Below are 6,859 nucleotides of genomic sequence, written 5' to 3'. Positions count from 1 at the left end.
TAATTCTCCTTGTACATTTTTGCAACGCCTTTTTGAATTGCAAATCCGGTAAAGCCACCCCTGCTTGCAATATCACAGACGTATTCGGGGTTTATGTTTGTTTTGTTGAAGTCACGCGGCCCGTGTTCCATGCCCTGATCCATCGCCAAAATCAGCACTTTGCCGTTTCTTACTACCTTCCCAAGATGTGCAACGCGTTCTGCCATAAGACAACCTCCGTAAATAGCATACTGATAATAACAATGAAAAATAATTAAAACAGATAAGAAATTCTGCACACGTGCCTGCACTGGCTTTCACTTGTTTTTCTAGCTTGCTATTGCCCTTAGCGTGATTTCAAAATTCAGCGCCTGGCCTGCAAGCGGATGGTTGCAGTCAAGCATGACAGTGTCGCTTTTCACCGATTTTACAAGTGCCTCGCCTGTAGGGCATGACTCGGTATCTTCATAGCCGTATTTTTCCCCAACATGTGGCTTGAGCAAAATGACTATTGTTTCGTTGGTCACGTTTTGCACCATTGCAGGCCAGCCATTGAGCTCAAAATTATGCCTTGGAAGCGGATTCTGGCGAAGCAGCACAGAATCGGAATAAAGCTCCGCTATTGCCATGTCCCATTTGTACTGGGGGTGGACAAGGCGCTTGCCTACTGACAGATTCTCAAAGCCCGTCTTGAAGTTTGCTATCGGCACGTTGTAAAGCCGGGGAATTTCGGTTACTGCCGGAAGCCCAAAAACGCTGCTGTTGTTGTAGATTCCATAGCCGTCCTGTGGCTCAAGCCTGATTTTTTTTGTCTGGCCCTTTTTCATTCCCTCAACTGCGCCTGAAAACTTTGGGAGAAGGCCGCTTTGAGGGCCTATCCAAAAACCAAGCGGCGAGTATGTCCTTTTCAGGTCATAAATACCTGCCTTGGACGCCACATCCTTTATACTTGTGTCGACCACTGTGCCATTGTCAAGCCTAAGCGTGTAGTCCACAGTCACATAGTCGCCTTGGGCGGCAACAAGTTTTGTGGTGTTTTGGCCTGGCGCAGGCGGGGACGGCGGCACGGGATTTGTGCAGCCGAAAAAAAGTGCAAAGGCAAGAAGAATGGCTATTGCAGCAAATCCGGGAAGCGGGCGCTTCGCTTTGCCCTGGTTTTGTTCTTTAGAAGCCGCATTCAGTGCATTTGTTTTAAGAGCCATAATAGCAACACCTAATTGAAAATCCTTCTTATTTGTTTTAAGGTTTGTTTTTTGCCAATTATTCAGCCAGATTCGGCCAATAAATTGTTTATACTATCCTCCTTGTGAAATAATCTGCGGCAACAAATATATAGGTTGGCGAAAGCAGCTTTTGAACCCCAAGCCGCGAGTACATGTGTATGTATTTGCACAGGTTGGAAGGCACGCCCATTGCGGCCGCGTTTTTCATGAAGTAATCGGAAGCCCCAAGCGCATCAGTGAATTTCCTTTGTTCTATTGCAACCATCCGCTCATGTTCAATATGTATGTCAGGCGAGCCCTTGTGCATGCGGATAAAGTCATCGGCTTGGGCGTGCATATAGACTGCAGGGCCCATTGCCTTTCTTACTGCAGGCAGGCTTGCAACCTCCATCTCCACAAGAACCAGGCATTTTTTTCCATCCGACCAGAAATAATGGCCGAAAACCTTGAAGCCCTGGGATTCGAGGAACTTAACAAGCTGCAAGGCCGCTTTTTTGAGCTGGGGCCACAGGATGTCAGGCACAAGCTGCGGGCAGGCAAACTCAAATGCCATGATTTCTGACTTTCGCGCCCCAATTATTTTCAAAAGCCTGGACTTTGAGTGCACTACCCTTTCCGCAAAAAAATACTTTGCAGACGGCTTTTGCAAAAACCTCCTTGCCGCAAACACGAAGCGATAAAGCGAAGTGGCTGAAACAACTGCAGAAACGTTCCTGTTCCTGTCCACCGGGTCGATGACCACGAGTGGGGAATTATATTTTTCCCTTGCTTTTGGCTCGCCGCTTGGGTGCATGCCGTGATGCGCCTCTATGTCTATTGTTGGATTGTGCCACCTTGACGCCGCCTCAAGCACTCCGAGAAACGAGCCGTATTTTATCACAAGCAGCTCGCACAGGTAGCCCGAAAAGCCCTCAACGCGCACCTCCGCCCCGTAAACCCCGATGTTTTTCATGAACTGCTTGAGAAGGCGGACCTCATTTTTCTGGGCAGGCGTCAGCCGCGAATTTACGTACTGGGTGTGCAGCGGCGAGCGGTCAACAGAAGAGGTCATCTCCCGGGCATCTGAAATCTTGTAGGACGGGACAATGTCGAGTTTGCAGCCGTGAAGCATTGTTCGCAGGTAAGGGTGTTCTGCGTACCCTATCACCCAAGGCGTCCCCGCCGCGGCCTTCTTTGCGTAATTTAGCCCGAGAAGCATAAGCTCGTGCTTCTGGTAATAAAGCGGAAAAAGAATGAAAACGTCTATGTCAGTTGATGCGGCAAGCTGCGTCCCCTTGGCGCTTGAGCCTGCAAGCACCACGGAAACGTTGTTTGGGACGCACTTTGTGACCCTGCCTATTGCCTCCATTGCAACAAGCTCGTGCCTTTTTTGCTCCTGCGGACTTGGAATAATTTTTGGCAGCACCGACTTTATTACTCCAAGTGCGGCTTTCCTGGCACGCAAGACCCCAGCTGCGGCTTTCCCGTGCCTCAAAACTCCTCCGGTTCTGGAAGCCCTCTTTTTACCATTGCCCTTACGGCTGACTTTTCCCATTTGTCCCCACGGCAAGACTATTGCAGGAGGTGGTTTAAATAGATTGGGGATTTGTTCGCAGGACTTATGGATTGAGCCTTGACTGCACCGACCTGTTCCGGCTTTCAAGCCCAAGCATCATCCGCCCCACCTGCTGCCTCATGTCAATGCAAAAAACATTTGAGCTTTGCACCTGAGGGTTTTGCGCGGGATTTTCTTTTTCTATTTGCCTGAAAAAAACCAGGTTTCCCCTGCTGCCAAAAACATGGCCTGATATGAAAGTTGCATCTGCAGGAAAACAGGGAAGTTTTGGATAATACCCAGTTGCGCAGAATGGCTCAAACGCACCTGTTAGAGCCTCAAGCGAGCCAAGTGAGTTTTTGAGCTTGAAAAGGAGTGCATCAAAGCGCATGCGCGCCTCCTGCTCATTGAAAGTCAGGCGCAGGTTTTTCTGCTTTTGCATGATGGATTTTTTTATGCCAAAGCGCACGGACAGCTCTGATTCGGATTCATATGCCTGGTCCGGGCCGAGGAATTTTGCAACCTCGGCGCCAAAATCCGCACCCTGCTCAATAAGCCTGTCCTTGAGCCTGTGTGTCTTTGTAAGGCCGCACTTGTGCAAATCGCAGCCAAACTGGGCAACATAAATAGAGTAGTGCTGCCTTTGCGCCTCCCTGTATTTTTCAGGGTAATCCGAAAAATCCCCAAACGTGTATGCATTCATTATGTCCTTTTGCCTGCACTGGGGGCACTGTGCCCTGCCCTCTGATGAATTTGGGCAGGGATGTCTTTCTTTTCCATCGTAATGGCCAATGCAGGCAACTGTCCTTGAAAAGCCAATTTTGAGGTTTCCAGCCAAAGGCAGGAGAAAGCTTTCAGTGCCAGAGCCTTGCTGCACCACTTCAAGTGCCGGGCTTGCCCTCCTGGAGTTTGCAGGAAGAAAACCTACTATGTGGCGTGGCATGAATAGAGGAGGGGAAAACCTGCTTAAATACAGTTCCAGGGGTGTTTTCCAGTTTGTCCAGACAAGAAGCTGCAAACTCTTAAATACAGGAAAATGCAACTAGTCTTGCCGTTGCCAGAGGTTTTGGCACGGCTAGCCAGAAAAGTTGCATTGAGCGCGGCACAGGCAGGAAAAGCATTTTTCAGGGGTGTTTTGGAAATGGAAGACTGGTACAACGAATTCATTGACGCCAAATACAAGCACAAAGCTAACGACATCAACGTCCTGTTTTCCTTTGAGTGCATGAAGGGCATAACTACAAAGGATGCAATTGGCAGGATTGCATCCGAGAGCTCAAGTGGAACATGGACAACCCTTACAAACACGCCGCGGCTGCTTCCAAAGACCAAGGCGTATGCCTACTGGCAGAGCAAAAACCTTGTGAAGATTGCCTATCCGCGACTAATATTTGAAGACGGCTCGGTGCCTGCCATGATGAGCGGGTTTGGAGGCAACATATTTGGCATGAAGGCAGTTGAGAACTTACGGCTTTTGGACGCCACGCTTCCACAGGACTATGTAAGGACATTTCGCGGCCCAAAATACGGTCCAGATGTCATAAGGAGGGTTTTCAAAAGGATGTCAGGCCCCATAACGGCCGTTGTTCCAAAGCCAAAGCTTGGCTACACGTCCCAGGAGCATGCAATGAAAGTCGGCTTGGCAGTCTACAGGGGCGGGATTGACTGCCTCAAAGACGACGAGAACCTGACTGACCAGAAATTCAACCGCTTTGAGGAAAGAGTAAAGTGGGTAGCAAAGGCGCGCGACATGGCAGAACGCGAAACCGGGGATGTCAAGGAAGCGTTTTTGAATGTGACGGCCCCTGACTTGAAAACCCTTGAAAAGCGCGTGAAGTTCGTGCACGGGCATGGCTTTAGATATTTCATGCTTGACATTGTGACAAGCGGCTTTACTGCGATGCAGACGGCAGTGGAGCTTGCCCACGACTATGACATGGCAATTCACGGGCATCGGGCAATGCACGCTGCATTTACGAAAAACCCGCGCCATGGCATCTCAATGCTCTACCTTGCAAAGCTCTCAAGGTTAATTGGAATTGACCAGCTTCACATTGGCACTGTCATAGGGAAGCTTGCAGGAGGCAAGAGCGAAGTCGTTGCAATGAAGGAAATGATAATGGAAAAGCACGTTGGGGAGATAAAAGGCCTGCGCATGCCGCAAAGCTGGGGCTCGACAAAACCCATGCTGCCTGTGTCCTCTGGAGGGCTTCACCCGGGGCTTGTGCCTGAAGTCCTTGATATTTACGGCACAACAGACATTGTGCTGCAGCTAGGCGGCGGGACGCAGGGCCACCCAATGGGCATTGAGGCTGGAGCAAAGGCCACAGTGCAGGCAATAGAGGCATACAAACAAGGCATTAGCCTTGAGGAGTATGCAAAGACGCACAAGGAACTTGCCTCCTCGCTGCGAAAATGGGGCCATGGGAAACCGATTTAAAACCTAGGAGCCAAAACCCATTCTATGAAATCCAAAAAATCAGAGAATTTTTCCGAGTGGTACACCGAGCTTGTCAAGGAAGCAAAGCTTGCCGACATTAGGTATAATGTCAAGGGGTTTGTCGTCTTTTTGCCCTGGTCAGTCATGTCAATGATGAGAATGTACAGGGTTTACGAGGCAGAGCTTGAGAAAACCGGCCACGTGCCTGCATGGTTTCCGGCAGTCATTCCTGAGCGTAACTTCCATGTCGAGGCAAAGCACGTTGAAGGATTCACACCCCAGGTTTTTTGGGTAAGCGAGGCAGGCGGCAACAAGCTTGAGGAGCGGCTTGCAATGAGGCCGACATCCGAAACCGCCATGTACCAAATGTACGCGCTTTGGGTGCAGGGAAAAGCCGACTTGCCCATAAAAATTTACCATTCCTCGCAAGTGTGGCGCTATGAGACAAAGGCGACAAGGCCATTTATACGCTCCCGAGAATTCCACTGGATAGAGGCGCACGATGCATTTGCAAGCGAGGCAGAAGCCAAAGCACAGGTAAGGGAGGACATGGAGATTGCGCAAAAGGCGATACATGAAAAGTTTTGCGTCCCATTCCTTTTTTTCAGAAGGCCGCAGTGGGACAAGTTTCCTGGTGCGGTTGACACGTTTGCCGCAGACACATTGATGCCGGACGGAAAGGTATTGCAATTGCCTTCAACGCACCTGTTGGGGCAGAACTTTGCAAAGGCCTTCAACATAACCTATACCGATGAGGCGGGAAAGCAGCAATTTGCATGGCAGACATGCTACGGCCCTGCGATTTCAAGGATTTATGCGGCAGTGATTTCAGTGAATGGAGATGACAAGGGGCTTGTCTTGCCCTCCTGCCTTGCCACCCTTACCTGCGTGATTGTGCCCATTGTCAAAAAAGAAACAGAAAAACAGGTGCTTGAGGCGTGCGCAAAAGTGAGAAAAATTCTGGAAGGGGCTGGAATAAAATGCAGGCTTGACGACTCTGCAAACTCCCCCGGCTTCAAGTACAACGAATGGGAGCTAAAGGGTGTGCCGGTTCGCATAGAAGTTGGCGCAAGGGAGGCACAAGAGGAAACAGTAACGATTGCAATGCGCGATATTGCAAGCCCGAAGGAAAAGAAGACCGTGAAGGTTGGAGAGCTTGTTGGCACGGTTGGCAAGCTGCTCTTGGATTTTGATGCTAGGATTTTCAAAAAATCCGATGAACAATTCAAGGGCAAGATTCATGATGCAAAGGATTTGAAGCAGCTTGAAGGCGCACTTGGGAAAGGCGGCTTTGCACGCATTGCATTCTGCTCAATGGAGATGGATGGAAAGAATTGCGCCGACGAACTGAAGGCAAAAACAACCGGAGATGTGCGCGGCACGATTTTTGGCGGCGATTTTGAAAAGAAGGAAAAACCTGATGCCAAGACCGGTACATCGTGCATAGTTTGTGGGAAGGCAGCCAAAGAAGTTGTGTATGCGGCAAGACAGTACTAGACAGGGGAGTTTTTAGATTGAAGAAAGAGCCGCTGCAGTAAGAACTTACATGCTGGCAAGCTTGGAAAGAAGAGATTTATCTTTTTTTAGGTTCCTCTGGAGGATTTCAAGGACCTTCTTATCAGTGGCGTAAACTATCTTTCCTGATTTTTTTTCAGAGTTTAGGGCTTTTTCCATTTTTTGGCT

Annotated in this window: 6 protein-coding genes; 2 read left to right on the top strand and 4 right to left on the bottom strand. The window is 49.4% G+C overall.

The window, feature by feature from the left end; translation table 11 throughout:
• From FJZ26_03030 to FJZ26_03015, 4 genes are all read right to left on the bottom strand, one after another.
• Positions 1-206: fructose-bisphosphate aldolase (locus FJZ26_03030; GenBank protein ID MBM3229382.1), on the bottom strand; the 206-nt coding region annotated here is incomplete at its 3' end.
• A 102-nt stretch (positions 207-308) separates the two neighbouring features.
• Complete coding sequence (locus FJZ26_03025) at positions 309-1,181, bottom strand: hypothetical protein (GenBank protein ID MBM3229381.1); 873 nt, start codon at positions 1,179-1,181, stop codon at positions 309-311.
• An 88-nt stretch (positions 1,182-1,269) separates the two neighbouring features.
• Complete coding sequence (gene cca, locus FJZ26_03020) at positions 1,270-2,736, bottom strand: CCA tRNA nucleotidyltransferase (protein MBM3229380.1); 1,467 nt, start codon at positions 2,734-2,736, stop codon at positions 1,270-1,272.
• A 64-nt stretch (positions 2,737-2,800) separates the two neighbouring features.
• A complete protein-coding gene (locus FJZ26_03015; protein MBM3229379.1) occupies positions 2,801-3,679 on the bottom strand; it encodes a DUF2797 domain-containing protein in 879 nt (292 codons plus the stop codon).
• 198 nt (positions 3,680-3,877) lie between these two features.
• Here FJZ26_03015 and rbcL point away from each other — a divergent pair, with 198 nt between their 5' ends.
• Together rbcL and FJZ26_03005 are read left to right on the top strand one after the other, a co-directional pair.
• The gene (rbcL, locus tag FJZ26_03010; protein MBM3229378.1) at positions 3,878-5,176 is read left to right on the top strand and encodes a type III ribulose-bisphosphate carboxylase; all 1,299 of its coding nucleotides are present in this window, start codon (positions 3,878-3,880) and stop codon (positions 5,174-5,176) included.
• A gap of 24 nt (positions 5,177-5,200) precedes the next feature.
• On the top strand, positions 5,201-6,673 hold the full coding sequence (locus FJZ26_03005) for a proline--tRNA ligase (GenBank protein MBM3229377.1): 1,473 nt from the start codon (positions 5,201-5,203) through the stop codon (positions 6,671-6,673).
• The last annotated feature ends 186 nt before the right edge of the window (positions 6,674-6,859 follow it).

The sequence above is a fragment of the Candidatus Parvarchaeota archaeon genome (assembly GCA_016866895.1).
Lineage (GTDB): Archaea > Micrarchaeota > Micrarchaeia > Anstonellales > VGKX01 > VGKX01.
This window is presented reverse-complemented; position numbering and strand designations above follow the sequence as displayed.